General features: G+C 58.2%; 18 protein-coding genes. 8 read left to right on the forward strand and 10 right to left on the reverse strand.

Going from position 1 to position 19,025, the window contains the following annotated elements:
• The first annotated feature begins 59 nt into the window (after positions 1 to 59).
• Entirely contained in the window at positions 60 to 1,046 is a 987-nt protein-coding gene (locus tag QE432_RS25545) for an NADPH:quinone reductase (protein WP_111790415.1), read from the forward strand.
• A gap of 19 nt (positions 1,047 to 1,065) precedes the next feature.
• Here the strand turns inward: QE432_RS25545 and QE432_RS25550 are convergent, their stop codons facing one another.
• The 7 genes from QE432_RS25550 to QE432_RS25580 all read right to left on the reverse strand — a co-directional run bounded on the left by QE432_RS25550 (position 1,066) and on the right by QE432_RS25580 (position 7,913).
• A complete protein-coding gene (locus tag QE432_RS25550; RefSeq protein WP_003517041.1) occupies positions 1,066 to 1,956 on the reverse strand; it encodes a LysR family transcriptional regulator in 891 nt (296 codons plus the stop codon).
• A 77-nt stretch (positions 1,957 to 2,033) separates the two neighbouring features.
• Positions 2,034 to 2,309: a hypothetical protein gene (locus tag QE432_RS25555; RefSeq protein ID WP_019565860.1), complete on the reverse strand. Its 276-nt coding sequence runs from the start codon at positions 2,307 to 2,309 to the stop codon at positions 2,034 to 2,036.
• A 61-nt stretch (positions 2,310 to 2,370) separates the two neighbouring features.
• Positions 2,371 to 2,835, reverse strand: a complete 465-nt coding sequence (locus QE432_RS25560) for a nuclear transport factor 2 family protein (RefSeq protein ID WP_111790414.1) — start codon at positions 2,833 to 2,835, stop codon at positions 2,371 to 2,373.
• Between the two features lie 68 nt (positions 2,836 to 2,903).
• The gene (locus QE432_RS25565) at positions 2,904 to 3,452 is read right to left on the reverse strand and encodes a carboxymuconolactone decarboxylase family protein (RefSeq protein WP_025591651.1); all 549 of its coding nucleotides are present in this window, start codon (positions 3,450 to 3,452) and stop codon (positions 2,904 to 2,906) included.
• Between the two features lie 123 nt (positions 3,453 to 3,575).
• On the reverse strand, positions 3,576 to 5,636 hold the full coding sequence (locus tag QE432_RS25570) for a 2Fe-2S iron-sulfur cluster-binding protein (protein WP_111790412.1): 2,061 nt from the start codon (positions 5,634 to 5,636) through the stop codon (positions 3,576 to 3,578).
• A 54-nt stretch (positions 5,637 to 5,690) separates the two neighbouring features.
• Positions 5,691 to 6,302 carry a glutathione S-transferase family protein gene (locus QE432_RS25575; protein WP_003517029.1) on the reverse strand — a complete coding sequence of 204 codons (612 nt, stop codon included), beginning with the start codon at positions 6,300 to 6,302 and terminating at the stop codon, positions 5,691 to 5,693.
• A gap of 195 nt (positions 6,303 to 6,497) precedes the next feature.
• Entirely contained in the window at positions 6,498 to 7,913 is a 1,416-nt protein-coding gene (locus QE432_RS25580; RefSeq protein WP_003517028.1) for an aldehyde dehydrogenase family protein, read from the reverse strand.
• A gap of 98 nt (positions 7,914 to 8,011) precedes the next feature.
• Here QE432_RS25580 and QE432_RS25585 point away from each other — a divergent pair, with 98 nt between their 5' ends.
• The 3 genes from QE432_RS25585 to QE432_RS25595 all read left to right on the forward strand — a co-directional run bounded on the left by QE432_RS25585 (position 8,012) and on the right by QE432_RS25595 (position 11,571).
• Complete coding sequence (locus tag QE432_RS25585; RefSeq protein ID WP_003517025.1) at positions 8,012 to 8,911, forward strand: LysR family transcriptional regulator; 900 nt, start codon at positions 8,012 to 8,014, stop codon at positions 8,909 to 8,911.
• A gap of 350 nt (positions 8,912 to 9,261) precedes the next feature.
• The gene (locus QE432_RS25590) at positions 9,262 to 10,629 is read left to right on the forward strand and encodes an enoyl ACP reductase FabMG family protein (RefSeq protein ID WP_060641980.1); all 1,368 of its coding nucleotides are present in this window, start codon (positions 9,262 to 9,264) and stop codon (positions 10,627 to 10,629) included.
• A gap of 318 nt (positions 10,630 to 10,947) precedes the next feature.
• Positions 10,948 to 11,571: a pyridoxamine 5'-phosphate oxidase family protein gene (locus tag QE432_RS25595; RefSeq protein WP_003517021.1), complete on the forward strand. Its 624-nt coding sequence runs from the start codon at positions 10,948 to 10,950 to the stop codon at positions 11,569 to 11,571.
• 392 nt (positions 11,572 to 11,963) lie between these two features.
• On the opposite strand, the gene QE432_RS25600 is transcribed toward QE432_RS25595, so the two are convergent.
• The 3 genes from QE432_RS25600 to QE432_RS25610 form a co-directional block, all read right to left on the reverse strand.
• Positions 11,964 to 12,323 carry a hypothetical protein gene (locus QE432_RS25600; protein ID WP_306627368.1) on the reverse strand — a complete coding sequence of 120 codons (360 nt, stop codon included), beginning with the start codon at positions 12,321 to 12,323 and terminating at the stop codon, positions 11,964 to 11,966.
• Positions 12,324 to 12,417: 94 nt separating this feature from the next.
• Entirely contained in the window at positions 12,418 to 13,041 is a 624-nt protein-coding gene (locus QE432_RS25605; protein WP_111790424.1) for a hypothetical protein, read from the reverse strand.
• 294 nt (positions 13,042 to 13,335) lie between these two features.
• Positions 13,336 to 14,064, reverse strand: coding sequence for a DeoR/GlpR family DNA-binding transcription regulator (locus QE432_RS25610; RefSeq protein ID WP_111790409.1), 729 nt, complete (start codon positions 14,062 to 14,064; stop codon positions 13,336 to 13,338).
• Positions 14,065 to 14,402: 338 nt separating this feature from the next.
• Between QE432_RS25610 and QE432_RS25615 the strand changes: the two genes are divergently transcribed.
• The 4 genes from QE432_RS25615 (at position 14,403) to QE432_RS25630 (ending at position 19,024) form a co-directional block, all read left to right on the forward strand.
• The gene (locus tag QE432_RS25615; RefSeq protein ID WP_111790408.1) at positions 14,403 to 15,449 is read left to right on the forward strand and encodes an autoinducer 2 ABC transporter substrate-binding protein; all 1,047 of its coding nucleotides are present in this window, start codon (positions 14,403 to 14,405) and stop codon (positions 15,447 to 15,449) included.
• 71 nt (positions 15,450 to 15,520) lie between these two features.
• The gene (locus QE432_RS25620; RefSeq protein ID WP_111790407.1) at positions 15,521 to 17,020 is read left to right on the forward strand and encodes a sugar ABC transporter ATP-binding protein; all 1,500 of its coding nucleotides are present in this window, start codon (positions 15,521 to 15,523) and stop codon (positions 17,018 to 17,020) included.
• 13 nt (positions 17,021 to 17,033) lie between these two features.
• The gene (locus QE432_RS25625; RefSeq protein WP_003517007.1) at positions 17,034 to 18,011 is read left to right on the forward strand and encodes an ABC transporter permease; all 978 of its coding nucleotides are present in this window, start codon (positions 17,034 to 17,036) and stop codon (positions 18,009 to 18,011) included.
• Between the two features lie 14 nt (positions 18,012 to 18,025).
• Positions 18,026 to 19,024 carry an ABC transporter permease gene (locus tag QE432_RS25630; RefSeq protein ID WP_111790406.1) on the forward strand — a complete coding sequence of 333 codons (999 nt, stop codon included), beginning with the start codon at positions 18,026 to 18,028 and terminating at the stop codon, positions 19,022 to 19,024.
• The last annotated feature ends 1 nt before the right edge of the window (position 19,025 follow it).

The following is a 19,025-nucleotide window of genomic DNA, read 5'->3' on the forward strand; positions in this document are numbered from 1 at the left end:
TACTTGCAAGTTTGCCTGTGTCACGCCCAGATGGAAGCCACATTTAGGAGAGGTGTGTTATGCGAGCTGCGTTCTACGAACGGCAAGGAACTGCGAGAGAAGTATTGACCGTTGGCGAGCTTCCCGATCCCCAGCCCGGGGCGGGGGAAGTCCGGGTCAGGATCGTGGTCTCGGGCATCAATCCTTCGGACATCAAGACGCGTGTCGGCTTCGGCGGTAAGGCCATGCCATTTCCAAGAATCGTTCCGCATCAGGACGGGTCGGGCGTCATCGACAGTGTCGGCCCCGGCGTGTCTCAGGCACGTATAGGCGAGCGGGTGTGGGTCTACATGGCCCAGACGGGGAGGGCGTTCGGGACGGCTGCGGAATTCGTCGTGGTGCCGTCGAGGCAAGCGGTCAGGCTGGCCGACAACGTGCCCTTCGGGGTCGGTGCGTCGTTCGGCGTCCCCGCGATGACGGCGCATCGATGCCTGTTTGCCGATACAAACCTGCGAGGTAAGCGGGTCCTCGTTCAGGGTGGCGCCGGTGCGGTCGGTAACGCCGCCATTCTTCTTGCAAAGTGGGCAGGGGCGTGGGTGGCGGCAACGGTGAGCCGCGACGAACAGGCAGACGTTGCCCGCGCAGCCGGAGCCGATCTCGTCGTCAACAGGCATGCCGGTGATGTTGCTGTGAAAATAAGGTCGGCGACCGATGGTCACGGCGTCGACCGTATTGTCGACGTGGACATCTCCGCCAACATCGACACGGCAATCGCCTGCCTTGCGCGTGACGGGGGCGTGTCGGCTTACTCCACGGGTTCGCCGCAAGCCAGGCTCTCGATCCCGTTCTTTCCGGCGCTCGTTGGTGGTTTTTCTTTCCGTTTCGTCTACGTCTATACGATGCCGGAAACAGCGATGCGCGATGCCGCCGAGGAAGTCTCGGCCTGCGCGGCTTCGGGAGCCTACGTTCCCAAGATCGCCGTAACGCTCGGGCTTGATCAGATTGCCGAGGCCCATGAACTGCAGGAAAGCGGCAAGGCCATTGGCAAGATTCTGATTGGTTTTTGATCTGCCCGCTGCGCCTGGATCAGTTCAGGAGACGGTTCTCACGCAGGCGGGCAACTGCCATGTCAACGAAAGCCCGCACTTTTGCGGGTGCATTCCGACCCTCTGGATGCATGATGTGGATAGGCAGGGGCGGCTCTTCAAACTCGCTGAGCACGATCTGAAGGTCGCCCGCCATAAGGTCAGGGCCTATCTGGTAGTTCAGCACGCGCGTCAGTCCCCAGCCCTCGCGTGCGGAGGTTATGGCCGCTTCGTTGGTGTTGCACTGAAGAGCAGCGTCTATCGTCACGCGGAAATCGTCGGAAAAGCGCCATTCAGGGGAGGCCCAGGCGCTGGTGGACGCCGCGATGCGATGATCCCTGAGGTCGGATGGCGTTGTCGGAATGCCATGTCGGTCAAAGTATGCCGGTGAACCACACACGACACGCCTGACGCTCCCGACCTTTATGGCGGAGAGGCCGGAGTCGGGGAGGTGACCTATGCGGACAGCGACATCGATGCCTTCATCGACAATATTGACAGGCCGGTCGATAAACAGGGTTCGCGCCTTCATGGTCGGAAATGCGTCCAGAAAGCCCGTCACAACGGGCAGCACATACATCTGCCCGAACATGACCGAAGCAGTTACGGACAGGGTGCCTGTCGGTGTAGCGTAGGAGCCGCCCGCTGCCGCCTCTGCTTCAGCGATGTCTGACAAAATCTTGCGGCAGTCCTCGAAATACCGGGCACCCGCCTCGGTCATTTTTACCGAACGGGTCGTTCGCACGAACAGGCGTGCCCCGATGATATCTTCCAGGGCTGCAACAGACCGTGTGACGGCAGGAGCACTCATGTGCATCTGGCGGGCGGTATCTGCGAAACTTTCGGTCTCCGCTACTTTCACGAAAATCCGCATTGCCTGCCAACGATCCATCCGGTCCCCCATGCCCTCGATACGGTGACCATAGTAGAATCCTGGACGACAAGACCGCAAGCCGTCCGCGGCATGGATTAGCTGCCAGCGACCTGTCGGTTGGCAGCAGCAAGGTGCTCGATTTCGACGCAGCTTCGCTCACAAAGGCCAGCGGCGCTTGCACGTGCACGTGTGTGCTCATTGATCGCGAGCGCAAACGCTATGGCCCGCGCTATTTTCAGATCGAAGCTCAGGCCACGGCGTGCCAGATCGATTTCCGCACCCGTCAGCCCAAGCGCACGGCTATCGTCTTCCTGCTTGCGCTTGCACGACAGGTCGCCGCTCGATGCGGTAAGAGCGAGTTCAACGGACACTCGAACTCGCGCGTTGAGTTTGAACGGCGGCATTGACGAGGCCAACGGACCGACGCCCGGCTCAAAAGCCGAAGTCGCTGAGACCGGGATGGTCGTCAGGCCTGCGGCCGAGCGGCCAGTGAAACCTGCGGTCGGCTTCAGCGATCGGGTGTTCGTTGATGCTGGCGTGACGCGCCCGCATCAGGCCGTCTTCGGCAAACTCCCAATTCTCGTTCCCGTAGGCCCGGAACCACTGGCCGCTGTCATCATGATATTCGTAGGCGTAGCGCACCGCGATCCTGTTGCCCGTGAATGCCCAGAGTTCCTTGATCAGGCGGTAGTCGAGTTCCCTGTTCCACTTGCGGCCCAGAAAGGCCTCGGCTTCAGCGCGGCTCGTTACGAATTCGGCACGGTTGCGCCAGCGAGTATTCACCGTGTAGGCGAGCGCTACCCTGGCAGGATCGCGGCTGTTCCAGCCATCTTCCGCAAGGCGGACCTTTTCGATGGCGCTCTGTTCAGTGAAAGGGGGAAGCGGGGGACGGGACATTGTGATGGCTCCAGGTTTCGTAAGGGGGAGGGAAGGATGACGGCTCTCGCGTCACCCCGTCCTGAATGTCATGCCGCAAGACGATCGATACGCGGGAAATCGATCTCGGTATCGAGGGCTTCGTTGACGTAGTTTGTAAAGGTATTGAGCGCGACATGTGCAATGATCTCGACGATTTCCGCGTCGCTGTAGCCGGCGTCCCGAACTTTTACGATTTCCCCAGGTGCCACCGAGCCACGCGCGGTCGTCAGGGCGCGGGCGAATTCGACGGCTGCCGCAGCCTTGGCGTCGTTCGATGTTCCGCGGCGGTTCGAAGCGATCTCCGCTTCATCGAGCTTGGCGAACTTCGCTCCGGTGAAGGTGTGCGCCGAAAGGCAGTAGTCACAACCGTTGGCTTCGGCCATAGCCAGGGCGATCCTTTCCCGAGTGGCGGGTGCAAGCTTGCCCTTGCCGAGCGCACCCTGCAACGAGGCGAGGCCGTTGAGGGCGGCTGGGCTGTTGGAGACGAGGCGGAAGATATTCGGCACGGAGCCGATCTGCTTCTGGATGGTCTCAAGGATCGGCCGTGAGGCTTCGGGCGCCTCCTCAATCGTGGCGGGGGTAGGAATGCGTGACATGGTATTCTCCTTTAATGGTTTTGAGAGACGTCGCTCTCTGATCCTCAAGATGATTGGTAACCGGTTGTTGTTGAACGTCGAAAAGCAGGAAGGGACTGTTGCGTCAGGCGTAGTAATGTTGGTTTAGACGGCGATCTGGATGCCGCCTTCCTGGCTTGCTGGAATGGCACAGCAAAGGAGGATCTCGTCATCGTCAACCTTCGCTGTCGGCTCCTTCAGGTACGTCACAGCGCCTTTGACGAGTTTTGTTTTGCACGTACCGCAATTGCCTTCGCGGCAACTGAACTCGGGCTGAAGACCGCGTGCTTCTGCAAGTTCCAGCAGCGTTCCGGAGCCGGGTGCCCAGCGGGCCTCCTTCAGCGAGTTCGTGAATATGACAGGCACCGGCTTGTCGGACGGCAGCGCACGCAAAGGGGCGGCCCTGGCATCTTTGGCCTCTACAGACCGAACCAGCGACGAGGGTCCGAACGCTTCCGCGTGGATACGATCGTCTGCGATGTTGTAGCCGCGTAAACCGTCATAGAGCGCCTGCGTAAACTGCGGCGGACCACACAGATAGAAGTCGTAGTCGTTGAACGGCAGATGCTTGGTGAGCATAGCCATGTCGATACGGCCTGCAGTATCGTAGTCGGAGCCCTCTGTAGCATCGCCGATGTCGCTGAGAACTCGCACTAACCGGACCACGCCCTTGGCCGCAGCCACGAGTTCGGCGATCTCCTTGTCGAAAGGTCGCTCGGCCTTCGTGCGGGCAGCGTGGAACAACGTGATCGGCCGGATGCGCTGTTTGCGAATTCCCTCGTAGACGACATGACGGAGCATGGCGAGCAGCGGCGTGATGCCGACACCACCGGCAAGGAGCACTGCAGGGCGCGTGGCACGGGCGTCAACACCGAACCGCCCTGCGGGGGGCCGCGCCTCAATCACGTCGCCAACGGAGATGCTGTCGTGCAGAAACTGCGACACGAGCCCATCGCGTTTGACACTGATGCGGTAGATGCCATCGGACGGTGCGACAGACAGGGTGTAGGTCCTGACAACAGGCCGCTCGCTTCCCGGCAGCACCAGCCGGATCGGGAGGTGCTGCCCGGCAGCATGCGGCAGCAACCCCGCGCCGTCGCTTGGCTGGAGATGGATCGAGCGGATCGTCGTGCTTTCCTCGACGATCCTGGTGACCGTCATCGGCCGCCACGTGTCTGAAAGTCCGGTGGCACGCATCCGGTCTGCTGCCTGCGCCCAGTTCCCGGTCATCAGAGAATTCGGCGACCATCCATCCTTCTGGAATGCCCAGCGGAGTGCGAGTGCATTCGGTCTCCGGACGATCCGGGTTGGCCTGAACGTCCAGAGCCGTTCCGCGCCCTGGAAGGCCGCAATCTCGGGTGATTCCAGGATGACGTCGGCTTCGCCTGTCATCTGCAGCACATCGCCCGTCGCGAAGTCTACGAAGAGCAGACCTGCTTTCTTGTTCAGCAGAATATTCCCCAGTGTCGAGAAGAAAAGGTTTCCGTCGAAATCGGGAATTGTGAGAACGTCATCATCGCCAACGCGGACGAAGCCGGCATTCCCGCCGCGATGCGAAACGTCAACCTGGCGCCTGTCTTCGCGGTCGACATAGGAGGCAACGAAGAACGCGTCCGCAGTCTTGATCGTGGAGCGAGCAAGGTCGTCAAGCTCGGACAGGTCTTCACGCTGGTTCTGGCTTGGTTGGCCGGGTGCCCTCTCGAATTGGAAATCCCGCAATTGTATGTAGCGCGGGCAGTTGCCGAAGCTCTGATCCACATCGATCCGATAACCGTTCGCTGCGGTGGAGACAAAGCCGTTCATGCGATTGCGGCGACGCGTGTGCATCTCGATGCCGAGCAGGCCGATCGGTTTGCCGTCCGCCATTCCTTCGCTGGCGGGGTCGCTTGGCTCCAAGGTAGAGCGGATATCGAGCGTGGTCGGCGTAGGAGAGGACATGAAGCCGGGTCGGCCCTCGACAAAAGTGGCCCATGCGTCATCGTGGCCATCCACACTGCCAAGGACGATGAACGGGAGCTGGGCATAGAAGTCCCGATGCTGATCCGGCATGAAATCGCGAACGACCCGCTGGCCGACGACCTCCATACGCTCGGCGACACCGACTTTTTCCTGGATGAACTTCTCGCCTTCGTGCCATGTCGGCAGTTTTGTCAAAGTGTCGGTCATGTCAGCTCTCCTAAGAAGGGATCGGGCACGCTTCGGCGCGCACCCGAATGCGGATCAGGCGGCAAGGCCAACCGGAGTCCCGATAAAGTCCACGAAGCCCGGAAGCGCTTCGATACGACGAAGCAGCCTGTTGACCGCAGGATAAGTGGAGAGATCCACGTTGCCTTCAGGGGCGCGGGCCACGTAGCTGTAGATTGCGACGTCAGCGATCGTCGGGCGTTCGCCAACCAGCCATTCTCGGTCGGAAAGCTGAGTTTCGAGTTTTCCAAGGACCGCATGGGCGCGACCAATGACTTCGTCCGGATTGAACTTGGCACCAAAGACGGTGACCAGGCGGGCCGCCGCCGGACCATAAGCGATCTCGCCGGCAGCTACCGACAGCCAGCGTTGGACCGCTGCGGCGCTCTTCAGGTCATCGGGCAGCCAGTCCGTGCGTCCTGCTTTCTTGGCAAGGTAGACCAGGATCGCGTTAGAATCCGATACGTATTCGCCGTCGTCGTCGAGAACCGGAACCTGGCCAAACGGGTTCATCTTGAGGAAATCGGGCGTCTTGTGCGCGCCGGACATGAGGTCCACCTCAACCAGCTCATGCGGCAGGTTGATCAGTGAAAGGAACAGACGGGCCCGATGCGAGTGGCCCGACAAAGGATGATGATAGAGTTTCATTGTGCGCTCCTGCGAGTATCGTTCGGGTCAATTCCCGATCCGCACCTGCAGATTGCTATTATTACGTGGTGATGAGAACGATCGCGCTTCACACTTCATCATTACGCCAGGTGCAACAATGGCCGCCCAACAGGGTTCGCTCGACGGTATGTGGCATCAGGCCACGCAGCTAAAAAGTCGCGTGGCCTTTAAATGTCACGACAGTACGGCACGGGGTTCGAGAAAGGCCTCGAGCCCAAAGACGCCGAATTCCCGCCCGAAGCCGGATTGCTTGAATCCGCCGAATGGTACCATTGGGTCATGCGGCGCATCGTTGATGAACACGCGGCCTGCCTCGATCTGGTTTGCGACGCGTTTTGCCCGCGCGACGTCGGAAGAAAAGACGTGCGCCTGCAGGCCGTAATCGGTGTCGTTCGCGATCGTGATGGCGTCTTCCTCGTCGCGGTAGGAGATCAGCGATAGCACGGGGCCGAATATCTCCTCGCGCGCGATGCGCATGTCGTTGCGGACGCCGGTAAAGATGGTGGGCTTGACGAACCAGCCGCGCTGCAGCCCTTCCGGACGACCTTCGCCGCCTGCCAGCAGTCTGGCGCCTTCCTCCTGTCCCAGGCGAATATAGCTTTGCACGCGATCCCACTGCTTCTGGCTGACCATCGGACCAACCTGAACCTGTTCGTCGGCCGGTTCTCCCGACCTGAAGTCTTTGATGGTGTGGCTTAGCCGTTCCTCGATTTCACCGAACCTGCTTTCTGGAGCAAGAATGCGGGTTCCGGCAATGCAGGCCTGACCGCTATTGCGGAACCCTGCCACCAGCACCTGCGGGATGGCGACCTCAAGATCGGCATCGTCCAGAATGATGCTGGGGCTTTTGCCGCCAAGTTCCATTGTAACGCGCTTCATAGTGGCCGCTGCCGCCTGAACAATGCCGCGACCTGTGGCAGTGGAACCGGTGAAGGTGATCTTGGACACGTCGCGGTGAGCCGTCAGTGCCGCACCAACGACGCCTCCATACCCGGTGACGATATTGAAAATGCCATCGGGAAGACCGGCCGCGTGCAGACACTCAGTGATCACCTGCGTCTGCAGGGCGCTCATCTCCGAAGGTTTGATCACCATCGTTGCTCCGGCTGCAATGGCGGCGGAGAGCTTGCCGCAGATAAAACTGTAATTGCTGTTCCAGGGCGTGATCGCCACAGCAACACCCGAGGGTCGCATCTCGACATCGGCGCTGCCCATGCGGCGTTGGAACTCGTAGTCCTTCAGCGTTCTTGCCATGTCGAGAAAGACGCTACCTGCGCGTGACGCTGAAAAGCCGATGAAGCCCGATGGCGCACCGTATTCTTCACGCATGGCGGACGCCAGATCGTCGGTTCGGGCGGACACCGCGGCATGCAGCCGGTTCAGCATGTCGATCCGCTCTTTTCTGGTCGTATTCGAAAAGGCTGGGAAAGCGCGTTTGGCGGCAGCAACTGCGCGGTCGGCGTCCCGCTCATCTGCGAGCCGCACGCTGCCGATCTGGTCCTCGGTTGCCGGATTGAAAAGCGGCGCCCATTGATCGCCGTGCGGCGTGACAAACGCCCCGTTGATATAGATCCGATCGATGATGTGCATGTTTCTTCTCCTGTGATGGCTTCACAGCAAAAATGGCATGCGGTAAGTGTTGCGTGTAGTAGGACAAAATCGGACAGCCTGATGAACTGGATTGCGCAATGAGGGCAAGCCTGATCGAGCTTGAAGCGGTTGCCGGCGTCGCGCGTCACGGTGGATTCCGGGCTGCCGCGCGCGAACTCGGTATGTCGTCATCGGCTTTGAGCCATGCCATCGCCGCACTTGAGGAGCGCCTTGCCGTCAGGCTTTTCAACCGCACCACGCGTAGCGTGTCCTTGTCTGCAGCCGGTGAGCAATTCCTATCTGAAATCGCACCTGCCCTGCAGACGCTCGAGAAGGCGATCGAAAATGTCGGTGAACATTCAGATCGGCCCTCCGGGAGACTCCGGCTGAATATGGCGCCGGGCGCGGCGCGCATTCTGCTGCAGCCGCTCATCCTCGAGTACAGCCGTCGATACCCGGATGTCGACATCGAGATCGTGACCGAAAATGCGCTCGTGGATGTGATCGGCAAAGGTTTCGATGCGGGCATTCGTCTCGCCGAGGCTATCTCGCCCGACATGGTGGCCGTACCGATCATTCCGAAAATGCGGTCTTTCGTCGTCGGCTCGCCGCGCTACTTCGACGGCCGTTCAAAGCTTGTCGTCCCAGCCGATCTCGCCCGGCACGTCTGTATCCAGATGCGCATGACAAGCGGGAGACTCTATCGCTGGGAGTTTGAGAAGCACGGGGAAACACACTTGATCGATGTCAGCGGCCATCTGACATTTGATGGGTCTGACCTTATTCTGGAGGCCGCTCTTGCCGGATTTGGGCTCGCCTATCTGGGTGAACATGCACTTGCGCCCCATATTGCCTCAGGCGATCTCATTCCTGTTTTGGAAGACTGGTCTCCCGAATATCCGGGACTTAGCCTTTATTTCTCGCAACGGCGACACATGCCAGCCAAACTGCGTGCCTTCATCGAGCTGATCCGAGAGCGTTCGACTGGCGACAATTGATAACGAGGATGCCTATCTTTGTCGTCAGCCTGGTCGTTGGTGCATATTTTGTCGATACCGGTCTTCTTGCAAACTTGCGAGAAGGCAGTCTGAACAGTCTTCGACGCGACAAGATTCGGCGTGGTGCGCCACTGGAGAGGCGCGATGTTTCCAGCGAGCTCTTTTTTGGTATCGGCGCGCCGATCCTCCAGCCTCGGCGTCCCCTGTATTGTAGGGCGAACAGAGACCGACTTCACGTTTTGAAATGAACGGTCACCGAAAATGAGTTCCCATTCCGTGCCAATGCGGTCATGTCTTTGCAAAACTTGCACGAGCCAGTGTTCGATGACAAACTTTAAAGAGTTGACAGCATGGAAAATCCGGTTGCATTGAATCGCCTTTCTGAAAACACGGTCTTCCGTAAAGGCGACGTTTTCGTACTCTTCGGCGAACTGTTCGGCCGCGGATACGCCACCGGCTTGCTCGACGAAGCGAGACGGGCTGGAATGGAGATTGTGGGGATCACCGTCGGGCGGCGTGACGAGAACAACACGCTGCGGCCGCTCGACGCCGATGAACTGTCTTCGGCGGAGGCCCAGCTGGGCGGCAGGATCATCAACATACCTCTTATGGCGGGTTTCGATCGCGATGCGCCCGCAGACGGGCCGACTCCCACCGATCTCCTGGCAAAAATGACGCTTGAGAGCTGGGAGCACGACAAGCTCGACTGGGACTATGTCAGGCAATGCCGCGACATTGCCAATGCGCGTTTTACGGAATCGCTTTCGAAAGTCATGACCGTTCTCGACGGTATGATCGCCGATGGCCGCAATGTTTTCTTCGCCCACACAATGGCAGGCGGCATCCCGAAGGCGAAGGTGTTCCTGGTTATCGCTAATCGGATCTACAAGGGAACCGGAACCCGCCACATGTCCTCGCAGACCCTGCTCGACAGTGACATGGGAAAACTCATCCTGCAGAATTTTGACGACGTCTCCGCAAACACCTTTCGCCATCTCATCGATTTCAGTGCGGCGATCCGCGAGCGCGTTGAAGCTTCAGGCGGTCAAGTGCGATATACGGCCTATGGTTATCACGGATCGGCGGTCCTCATCGACGGAAGTTATCGTTGGCAGACCTACACCAACTACACCCAGGGTTACGCGAAGATGCGGCTCGAAGGCATTGCAGAGGAAGCCTGGGCTAAAGGGATCAAGGCAACAGTTTATAATTGCCCCGAAATCCGGACCAATTCGTCCGACGTGTTCACCGGTATCGAGCTGCCCCTGATACCGCTGCTGCTTGCGTTGAAGAAAGAAAACGGCGGCCAATGGGCAGATGACCAGTGGCAGGCCTGCCAGCAGCTGCTGGTAGATGGCCTAACGATGGAAGACGTCTTCGGCAAGATCGCCGCCATGCAGGCCAGCGATGTCATGCGTCCGTTCTATGACTTTTCGGCATGGCCCATGGCAAACAGCCAGGCGCAGGCTGATCTCACCATCGGCACGTCCAACGAAATCACCCAGATGCATCGGGATAGCAAGGTGATGATCAGCGATCTGTTGAGCAGTCTCGTTGTGACGGCAACAGGGCAGCTGATCTTCGGTGAATCTTCCGAACCCTCCGGTCCAGTTCTGTGGCTCAACCATGACATTGTGGCTCGGCGACTTAACGCTTCCCACCCGCATTCGAAGTCTTCCGCGCCGCTAATGGGATCCGCGCAGCCTGAGATGGCGTGAAGGCTTCCCAGCCTGGCCTGGAGACCGGGTGCTTTAGCCATGAACGATCCAGAACCATATGGGTGGACTGGTCCCTGGTGGTAAGAAACAACTACCCCGATGCCGAGCTTTATGTTGATCGTCTCTCTCGGGCCTTGGTCGGATCGTCGCTGATCGCGGCGAGATGCGTTGGCAAGTTGCAGGCTAGGGCTGGCAGGACTAACGTCTACGCCAGATCTGAAGGATATAGCATCGCAAAAAAATCGGGCTTGCTATAAGACAACTCAGGCTGACACCGGGAGACAGCGGTGCGAGCCTGCGTTAACAGGGGATTGAGACATGCCATATCATTTCCTTGAAGTCGCCGTGACGCCAAGCGTCAGAGCCGCTCAGTCTGCCATGGGCGTGGACCAGATCTGGTTGGGTAATGATAGCCGTCCCTCCGATACCCTCACAGAAGACGAGATCGCTTTCATCGCCGCACGTGACAGCTTCTATATGGCATCGGTCTCGGAAACGGGATGGCCCTACGTTCAACATCGTGGAGGCAATGCCGGTTTTCTCAAAGTCGTTGATCAACGAACTCTGGCCTTTGCCGATTATCGCGGCAACCGACAGTACATCAGCACCGGCAATCTGGCTGCCAACGACAGGGCCTGTCTTTTTCTGATGGATTACGCGCGAAGGGCGAGGCTCAAAATCTATGTCCATGTAGATCGGCTGACACTTGATGCCGACCCGACGCTCAACGATCTGGTATCCGACCCCACATATAAAGGCCGTGCGGAGGGGATTTTCAGGCTTCGGCTTGAAGCGTACGACTGGAACTGTCCCCAGCATATTACTCCGCGCTACACCCAACAGCAGGTCGAGCAGGCAGTCGCTCCTCTTCGTGAAAAACTGCTGCAATTAGAAACCGAAAACGCAGCCTTGCGAGCACAGTTGGGAGGACTTCAAACATGAATGAAGTTCTACGACCACCATGTCCCCCGTTCAGCGTGGTGGAGAAAGTCCTGCTTGCCGTTTGTTAGGATATCTGGCACGCGTTCTTGGCCGCTCCTTTGAGTGCGCGCAACACCTGCAGTGATCAGCCTTATGGGGTACTCACGGTCTACCGGAAATAATTGTCAGCTTTCGGGCTTCGAGTTTGCGGTGAGGCCGTCACAACGCTTCCGACCGCCTTGTGTCGATTGCGGTAATTGTGGAAGAACGGCCAAGAGTGTTCGCCGAGCCGCTGCCTTGAGGCTTGTGCCAATGCGTATCGGAGCAAGCCATCAGGCAAGCACAAAAAGTGAGAGAAAATGTTCCGTTTTTCAGTGATAGTGGCTGCGTGCTTGAGTATCAGCGGATGCGGACTAACCAAGGTACCTGATTTTGTGCATGATCGCGACGTGAGCAAGCTGGATGCGGTAGGTGTCAGCCTGGAAGCCGCAAGAGCGATGGCGACGCGAAACGGCTTCCGATGCAACCAAAGCCTTGATCGAAACCGCACAGTCGTGGCCAAAGACAACGTCCAACGCAAGACCGATATCCTTGAGTGCCATAAAACCTCCTTTGACCTGGTCTGCCCACAGCGCAGATACGTGGTTTTCAATGCCGATCCGCAGAGCGGCATAGTTTACAGCGTAGGCCGGCGTATAACCCAACATTCCTGTTTCTAAACCGATGAACTTAAAATGCTCCGGCGTTGAACCTGCCGACGAATGTTCTTTCACGGCAAAGATCACCGCTGCAACATTGACCCTGTCGATGAAATGTTAGGCCAAGTGCTGTGATCGCGCGTGATACCAAGAGTGCTGGCATAACTGCTTAACGAAGCAGTCCGTCCACGTCGAACTCCTCCCAGCCGCCGAGCTTCGAGGCCGGATCATCGGAAGACGTCGTTGGCCGCTTCGCAACCTTCTTCTTGAGCGACCGCGTCAGCTTCGCCTGATATGCCGCGCGCTGCCTCTTTTCGGCTTTCGCCTCTGCATCCTCCACCCGCCATTCGTCGACAACGCCACGGTCGAGAAGGTCTTCGACCACCTTGGGGTCAAAGACATGGAACGTGATCTGACGGGCACGGCCGTTCAGTCTGACCGTTCGCGTCCCCGCGCTCGGCAGGCGACCGTCGGCAAGCCAACGATGCCGCTCGCTCGTCTTGATAGTCAGGATGTCCTCGATTTCGCGCGGGATTACCGGCAGTGCAGCTGCCTCCGTCACCACTTTTGTGACGATGGTCGCTGCTGCATTGAAGGCGGTCTTCTCACTGGCCGTCATCGCCAGTGTGAGATCAACTCCTTCGAGCGAGATCAACTTTTTTGCGTGAGCGGGCAGCTTTGCCTGTATTTCTTGAAGGACGCCTTTGGCGCGAACGGCCGACCCCAATGTCACGGTAGCCGGCAGGGTCCATGTTCTGATCAGTTCGATGTGATGTTTTTCATGCTTCGGCATGTCGCACAGATGGTGTTTGAGCGCGTTCAAGTCAAACAGCTAATTGATGGCACTTGTTCACTCGGCCAACTTGCTACGAGGCATGAAAGACAAGTCTGATGAATATCAGCCGATCTTTCCTCTCCCTTCGTATTGCTGAAATCTTCCATCAAGATACGCAGGAATGGTGTAGCAGCAGGGGCGTTCTGCCGGCTTTCTAGCCGGACTGCGGTGATGTTCGCCCTCTTGGGGCGAAAGATATTGCTGAGTTCTCTCTCCCGAGGCTTATTTGGGAGCCCTCGTTGTCGGTTTGTCTCAAATCCAGGGTGAAGGCTGATCTGCAATAACTGAGTTGAAGTCGCTTATGGCAGCGTAGCGCGCGGCTCGCACCTTTCTGAATTTGCTGCTGTCCACCACCAGATGCTTTTGAACCGAGCGTTGCATAACCATCTGCTTGATCGGCACTTCATGAAAATGGGAGCAGGTGACGCCATGCTGTTCGTCCACGCCACCGGCAGACAAAAATGCCTTGTTGATATTGATGCGCTTCAGCACCTCGATACCCTCATCACCCGAAAACGAAGCCGCTTCCGGATGATAGACCCCCCCGAGCATGATCAGGCGGACATCGGTTCTGCTCGCCAGCTCCTCTGCAACATTGAGGGAATAGCAGATGACCGTGACATGGGCGTTTGCCGGAATTTGCCGCGCCAGATGCGGCATCGTCGTTCCGCAATCGATGAATACAGTGTCATAAGGTTCGATTAGAGCTGCCGCCTGCGTGCAGGCGCGCGCCTTGGCAGTTGCATGGCTGTCCTTCTCCTGCTCGAGCACATAGTCGCTGCTGATGGCGCCATCCTGAACCGGAATGATGTAGCCGCCAAGACAGCTAAGCCGCTGACCGTCGGCGGCAATGTCGCGGCGAATGGTAATTTCGGATACGCCAAGCCGGGACGCTGCGTCCCGCAGCCTCAGGACACCCGTTTCCTGAACCAGCCCAGCCAGCGCGTCCAACCTGGCATTGTGTGCACTTATTCTGCTCACCTTATCTCCGCTTTCGGTTTGTCCCTGCGCTTCATATTTCGGTGTTAGTTTCCTTGCAATCGCCCCTCTCTACGCTTGACAGAAGAACAACAAACATGAAACGATCGAAACATAATGATCGGATTGTATCATAATAGTTCGCATTATCGGGAGAGGAAGACAACAGGTTTCTGGGTCACATCGTGGTCCATCTACCGGGGCGTGGGAAGCCTTTTCCGGGAGAATGAGGAGGCGTCGGACGCGTGAGGAGCGGATACCGGCGTTAGGGATCGACCATTGTCGGGTGCTGCGACTGGAATAGGTCCGGCACAGTGCAGTTTCAAAGGGAGGAGTTATCCGTGAACAAGATTTTCGCAACCATCGCGCTTGCTGCCACGCTTTCGGCGTCGGCTGTCTTTGCGCAGAGCGCCGTCGATACATCGAAGGTCAACAAGGAATTGATCACCACGGCGAGTGGCAAGAAATACACCATTGCGACCGTCGTGAAGGTGGATGGCATCGCGTGGTTTGACCGCATGCGCGATGGCGTCGAGCAGTTCAAGGGCGATACCGGAAACGATGTCTGGATGGTTGGCCCAAGTCAGGCCGATGCCGCCGCCCAGGTACAGATTGTTGAAAATCTCATCGCGCAGGGCGTTGACGCCATCGCCATCGTGCCGTTCTCGGTGGAAGCGGTGGAACCGGTGCTCAAGAAAGCCCGCGATCGCGGCATTGTCGTCATCAGCCATGAGGCTTCCAATATCCAGAACGTCGATTTCGACATCGAAGCCTTCGACAACAAGGCCTATGGCGCGAACCTGATGAAGGAGCTCGGCAAATCCATGGGCGGCAAGGGCAAATATGTCGCCACCGTTGGCAGTCTGACGTCCAAGTCGCAGATGGAATGGATCGATGGCGCCGTCGAGTACCAGAAGGCCAACTTCCCGGAAATGTCGCAGGCGACCGAGCGGCTGGAAACCTATGACGACGCCAATACCGACTATACCAAACTCAAGGAAGCGATGACCGCCTATCCTGATATCACCGGTATTCTCGGCGCGCCGATGCCGACATCGGCAGGCGCGGGTCGCCTGATCGCCGAAGGCGGTCTGTCGGGCAAGGTCTTCTTCTCGGGCACGGGCCTTGTTTCCGTTGCCGGCGAATACATCAAGAACGATAACATCCAGTACATTCAGTTCTGGGATCCGGCCGTTGCCGGTTATGCCATGAACATGTTGGCTGTCGCGGTTCTCGAGAAGAAGAACGAGCAGATCAAGGCCGGCCTGAATATGGGCCTGCCCGGTTACGAAAGCCTGCTGGTTCCTGACGCCTCCAAGCCACATCTGCTCTATGGCGCAGGTTGGGTCGGCGTGACCAAAGAAAACATGGACAAGTACGACTTCTGATCCGCACCACGGGGGGAGGGGCAGCCCTCTCTCCTTACACCCCGTGTTTTCCAGCCTTGCACGAGGCCATTATGACTGAAAATCTGATCGAGCTGCGCCATATCGGCAAGCGGTTTGGCGGCGTGAAGGCGCTCGACGACGTGTCGCTGAGCATTCGCCCGGGAGAAATCCATTGCCTTGCCGGTGAAAACGGTTCCGGTAAATCCACCGTTATCAAAATCATGTCTGGGGTTTACACGCCCGAGGACGGCGAGATTCTGATCGACGGGAAGCCTGTTGGCAAACTCGATCCGGTAAAATCCGTTCACCACGGTATTCAGGTGATCTACCAGGATTTTTCCCTGTTCGGTAACCTGACGGTCGCCGAAAACCTGGCGATCAATACCTTCCTGATGGAAGGCCGCAAGACGGTCGACTGGCGACAGGTTCGTCAGCTGGCTCAAAAGGCGTTGGACCGCCTCGGCGTGAGCATCGATCTTGATGCGGATGTCGAAAGCCTGCCCACGTCGGGCAAGCAGATCGTGGCGATCGCCCGCGCTCTCATGGCCGATGCGCGCCTGATCATCATGGATGAGCCGACGACCGCGCTAACGCGTCACGAGGTCGATGCCCTGTTCAAGATCGTGCGCGATATTCAGGCGCAGGGCATTGCCGTTCTCTTTGTCAGCCACAAGATGCGCGAGATGCTCGAAATCAGCGAGCGCCTGACTGTTTTCCGCAACGGCAAGAAGGTTGCCGAAGGACCGATTGCCGAATTCGACGAGCCGGCAATCACACGCGCGATGACGGGGCAGGAACTGACCGCCCACAGCTACCAGTGGGCTCCTCGGGAGGGCGCCGTCATGCCGGTGCTGGAAGTGCGCAATCTCTCGGTTCCGGGTTCGGTGGAAAATGCCGACCTGACGCTTCGGCCGGGCGAAATCGTCGGTATTTCGGGCTTGATCGGTTCGGGTCGCACCGAACTTGCACTGGCGCTGTTTGGCATGCGCCCTGACTTTACAGGTTCAGTGCGCCTTGCAGGCCGCGAGGTTCACCCGAGGACCGTTCAGGAAGGTATTGCCTGCGGTGTCGCCTATGTGCCGGAGGACCGCCTGACCGAGGGGCTATTCCTGACACAATCGATCGAGCGCAATATCATTGTCACGTCGATTGAGAAATTTGTTCGCGGTCTTTTCATCAATCGTAAAAAGGCCGACGAAACGACCCGCGATATGTTCTCGGCCATGCAGATCGTGGCGCCGGGACCGCACACGCCGGTCAACCATCTGTCCGGCGGCAACGCACAGCGCGTGGTTCTGGCCCGCTGGCTGCTGACGGGCGCCAAAGTGCTGATCCTGAACGGCCCGACCGTCGGTGTCGATGTTGGTTCCAAAGCACAGATTCATAACATCATCCGCAAACTGGCCGAAAAGGAAGGCCTGTCCGTGCTGATGATTTCCGACGATGTCCCGGAACTGGTGCAGAACTGCAATCGCGTGGTGGTTATGCACCGCGGCCGTTTCGTTGATGAATTGTCCGGAGAAGGCATGACCGAAGACGCCGTTAATGACCGGCTCAAGACGCTGAATTGAGGGGCCGCAAAACATGAAATTCTTCAGAAGCACAGAATTTATTATCGCCGGCGTCTTGCTGGCGGCCATGGTCATTATTGGTACTATCAACCCGGCATTCTGGTCGCTGGACAACATTTTCGGGCTGCTGCGTTCCAATGTCGTGATCGGTATTATGGCGCTCGGCGTCCTGCTGGTGATGATTTCCGGCGGTATCGATGTTTCGTTCACGGCCTTTGCCATTGCAGCGATGTATCTGACTGTGCGCGCCATGGTCTATCTCGGTTATGACGGCGTGCTCGTTCCCTTCGTTGCGGCAACGCTGATTGGGCTGGCTCTTGGTGCGTTCAACGGTTTCATTATCCACCGTTTTAGGATGATCCCGCTGATCGTGACGCTTGGAACCGGCTCGATCGTGCGCGGTCTGGTTCTCGGCCTCGTCGGCACCAGCATCGTCAACATCAACAAGATGCCAAAGGAACTGATCGGGTTCGGCAAAACCGACGTCATCTCGCTGACGTCGGCAACGGGATCGACTTTCGGCCTGACCGCGATGTTTGTGGTCTATATGGGTCTGGCATTGGTTATCCATCTCGTCCTCACCTACACCATGATCGGGCGCAGTGTTTATGCCTATGGCGGCTCGCCCGAAGCGGCCAAGCGCGTTGGCTTCAATACGGGCGCGACAATCTTCTTTGTCTATTGCGTTGCCGGTGCGCTGGCAGGTTTCTCAGGGCTGCTGCACTCATCGATGATCTGGCTTGCCAACCCGCGTGACTTTGTCGGTCTCGAACTCGACGTGATAGCGGCCGTGGTTCTGGGCGGGGCATCGATCTTTGGCGGACGCGGCACGGTTCTCGGCACCTTGATGGGCGTGTTCATGCTGGTGATGGTCAAAAACTCACTGATCATCATGAAGGTGGACACCACCTGGCAGCGCGTCGTTGTCGGCCTGATCATCATCGTCGCCACCGCCATCACCGCATGGCGCGATCGCAAAAGCATAGCGTAACGGGAGAGCGCATCATGAGAAATTCGTTCGACATGCGCCGGCTTCTCGGCAACGACAACAACATCCTTCAGCTCCTTGTGATCACCGTCATCGTCTTCGCGCTGATGACCTGGATGAACCCCGGCAAGTTCCTGAATTATTACAACTTCGAGTCCATCAGCTATATCATGCCCGAACTGGGGATCCTCTCCATCGCCATGATGATTGCCATGCTGACCGGCGGCATCGATCTTTCCGTGGTGGGGATTGCCAATCTGGCGGGTATCATCGCCGGCGTCTATTTCCATTCCACCATGGTTCAGGCAGGGCAGTCCTCTACGTCGGGCATGGTGTTCTACACCGGTCTTGGCATCCTGCTGGCCATGGCAGTCGGCTTGCTGGCCGGTTTGGTCAACGGGCTGTTGGTCGCGAAACTGCGCATTACGCCAATCCTTGCCACGCTTGGCACAGGCCAGGTCTTGATGGGACTGGCACTGGTGATGACCGGCGGGCCGGCAATCGTCGGTTTTCCCGATGCATGGAACTGGATCGGTAACGGTAAAATCTTCGGCATCGCGACTCCGTTCCTGCTGTTCGTCGCCGTGTGCATTATCGTGGCTATCCTGCTGACGCGCTCGACGCTTGGCATCAACCTGATGCTGATCGGGACCAATCCGCGGGCAGCAGTGTTTGCCGGCATCCGCAAAGATCGCATGATGCTGTATTCCTACATGCTGACCGGCGTTCTGGCGTCACTGGCGGGGATCATTCTGTCCGGCCGAACCAACGCAGCGAAATCCGACTACGGTGCGTCCTATCTGTTGCAGGCGGTGCTGATCGCGGTACTCGGCGGCACCAATCCCGCAGGCGGGAAGGGGCGGGTTCTTGGCATCGCCATCGCGCTGATCGCCCTCATGCTGCTTTCCTCCGGCTTCCAGATGATGCGGTTCTCCAACCACCTTATCGACTTCATCTGGGGGGCATTCCTCATTCTCGTCATCGCCATCAATGCGTGGCGCAACCCCGGCAGGTGAC

Origin of the sequence: Agrobacterium sp. SORGH_AS_0745, from assembly GCF_030818995.1 — a bacterium.
Lineage (GTDB): Bacteria > Pseudomonadota > Alphaproteobacteria > Rhizobiales > Rhizobiaceae > Agrobacterium > Agrobacterium tumefaciens.

Excerpts from the sequence above, each read along its gene's own strand:
- QE432_RS25545 (WP_111790415.1), top strand. The coding sequence starts at position 60 with ATGCGAGCTGCGTTCTACGAACGGCAAGGAACTGCGAGAGAAGTATTG.
- QE432_RS25550 (WP_003517041.1), bottom strand. The coding sequence starts at position 1,956 with ATGGATCGTTGGCAGGCAATGCGGATTTTCGTGAAAGTAGCGGAGACC.
- QE432_RS25560 (WP_111790414.1), bottom strand. The coding sequence starts at position 2,835 with ATGTCCCGTCCCCCGCTTCCCCCTTTCACTGAACAGAGCGCCATCGAA.
- QE432_RS25565 (WP_025591651.1), bottom strand. The coding sequence starts at position 3,452 with ATGTCACGCATTCCTACCCCCGCCACGATTGAGGAGGCGCCCGAAGCC.
- QE432_RS25570 (WP_111790412.1), bottom strand. The coding sequence starts at position 5,636 with ATGACCGACACTTTGACAAAACTGCCGACATGGCACGAAGGCGAGAAG.
- QE432_RS25575 (WP_003517029.1), bottom strand. The coding sequence starts at position 6,302 with ATGAAACTCTATCATCATCCTTTGTCGGGCCACTCGCATCGGGCCCGT.
- QE432_RS25580 (WP_003517028.1), bottom strand. The coding sequence starts at position 7,913 with ATGCACATCATCGATCGGATCTATATCAACGGGGCGTTTGTCACGCCG.
- QE432_RS25585 (WP_003517025.1), top strand. The coding sequence starts at position 8,012 with ATGAGGGCAAGCCTGATCGAGCTTGAAGCGGTTGCCGGCGTCGCGCGT.
- QE432_RS25590 (WP_060641980.1), top strand. The coding sequence starts at position 9,262 with ATGGAAAATCCGGTTGCATTGAATCGCCTTTCTGAAAACACGGTCTTC.
- QE432_RS25595 (WP_003517021.1), top strand. The coding sequence starts at position 10,948 with ATGCCATATCATTTCCTTGAAGTCGCCGTGACGCCAAGCGTCAGAGCC.
- QE432_RS25605 (WP_111790424.1), bottom strand. The coding sequence starts at position 13,041 with ATGCCGAAGCATGAAAAACATCACATCGAACTGATCAGAACATGGACC.
- QE432_RS25620 (WP_111790407.1), top strand. The coding sequence starts at position 15,521 with ATGACTGAAAATCTGATCGAGCTGCGCCATATCGGCAAGCGGTTTGGC.
- QE432_RS25625 (WP_003517007.1), top strand. The coding sequence starts at position 17,034 with ATGAAATTCTTCAGAAGCACAGAATTTATTATCGCCGGCGTCTTGCTG.
- QE432_RS25630 (WP_111790406.1), top strand. The coding sequence starts at position 18,026 with ATGAGAAATTCGTTCGACATGCGCCGGCTTCTCGGCAACGACAACAAC.